Source organism: Pseudomonas sp. P5_A2_2 (genome assembly GCF_054177685.1).
Genome location: NZ_JBGCUL010001050.1, coordinates 1 through 1,496, shown reverse-complemented (window position 1 = coordinate 1,496; position 1,496 = coordinate 1). Strand labels below are relative to the sequence as shown.

The window sequence follows — 1,496 nt, the reverse complement described above, 5'->3', positions numbered from 1 at the left end:
GGGTGATTAGCTCAGCTGGGAGAGCGTCTGCCTTACAAGCAGAATGTCGGCGGTTCGATCCCGTCATCACCCACCACTCCCGAGATACTTGCGAAAGCAAGAGGTAGGCTGAAATGCCTCCACCGACGCGCAGCGGTAGTTCAGTCGGTTAGAATACCGGCCTGTCACGCCGGGGGTCGCGGGTTCGAGTCCCGTCCGCTGCGCCATATTTTCCGAGTCGGGCATGCCTGGCTCGAGATTGAAAAGCTACTGAGTTTTCAATCAGACGAGTTACTTGAGCATCTGCTCAAAGCGATACGCAGCGGTAGTTCAGTCGGTTAGAATACCGGCCTGTCACGCCGGGGGTCGCGGGTTCGAGTCCCGTCCGCTGCGCCATATCTGCCCCGAGGCCCACTGAACGCCTTGGAGCTACGAAGAAAGCCGTTGGTTCACTTCGAGTCGATAGCAAAGACCCTGGTCGAAAGGCCGGGGTTTTTTGTGTCTGAAATTCAGGTTTTTCTCCTCTCGCCTTTTTCCAGACGGACCTTTCTGCGTGCCTCTTCGCATGAATGGCCGATTGGAGCTGCGACGCCGTCGTTCAGCGGCGCCTCTGACCTCGCGCTACCGAGATTCACGGCTACAGTTAACGTGCTGCGTCGAGTAGTCGCGTTTTTTTGATTTGTCAGTCAGTTTTTGGTTTTCCGTAAGGCCATAAGCCTATAAACTTAACCTTTCGGTCAGCTTTGCACTGTCAACAACAGCCTTTTGCATCGTCGAAAAGGGCTTCTGCAAGACTCGAGATTTCCAGTACATAACCAGAAGGGCGGACCCCATAACCGCCCAGAGGATGATCCATGTCCAACCGTGATATATCCCGGCGCTCGTTCCTTCAGGGCGGGCTGGTAGCGGGTGTGAGCGTGACGCTCACGCCATTGAGCAGCCAGGCGCTGGCCGCCTTGATGGAAAACAGCGTGACCGTGCCGTCCGAGCAGTGGCTCGGCAACAATGGCAAGGCGCGCGCCCGTAACGATGCCTTGTCCAAGGTCTGCGGCAGCAAGGTCTTTGCCCGCGACATCCGCGCCAAGGACATGCCGGGCTGGCCGCAGCAGCAGGGCCACGCCATGCTGCTCAAAACCATCAAGGCGGACCGCATCTACGCGGGTCTGGACCTTTCATGGCTCGGTACCGAGTTGCAGCCCGACCGCATCGTCACCGCCGAAGACCTGGTCAAGGACGGTATCGTGTTCCCTGAGGAGCACGCCCCGGATCCGCTGTTGCCGGCCGGCAAGGTGCCGATGTTCATCGGCCACCCGGTGGCGATCCTGATCTGGAACGACTTCGAGCGTTTCCGTCAGGCCAAGAACCAACTCAAATTCAATGACAAGGCGATTCGTTACGGTGCCCAGGTACCGTTCTACGAAGGCGATCCCTACGGCAGCTTCCGCTACGTGCGTGTCGGCGGCGCGACCTCGGCGGATGAAGACGAGTTCGCCAGCCTCAAGGATTCGATCCTGTTC

1 protein-coding gene and 3 tRNA genes are annotated in these 1,496 nt (G+C 58.4%); all 4 read left to right on the top strand.

Going from position 1 to position 1,496, the window contains the following annotated elements; translation table 11 throughout:
- Nucleotides 1-76 (top strand) — tRNA-Val (locus ACXRVY_RS28675).
- Nucleotides 77-129: 53 nt separating this feature from the next.
- Nucleotides 130-206 (top strand) — tRNA-Asp (locus ACXRVY_RS28670).
- 92 nt (nucleotides 207-298) lie between these two features.
- Nucleotides 299-375, top strand: a tRNA-Asp gene (locus ACXRVY_RS28665).
- A gap of 458 nt (nucleotides 376-833) precedes the next feature.
- The coding region (locus ACXRVY_RS28660; RefSeq protein ID WP_458238911.1) for a twin-arginine translocation signal domain-containing protein at nucleotides 834-1,496 on the top strand (663 nt) is incomplete at its 3' end.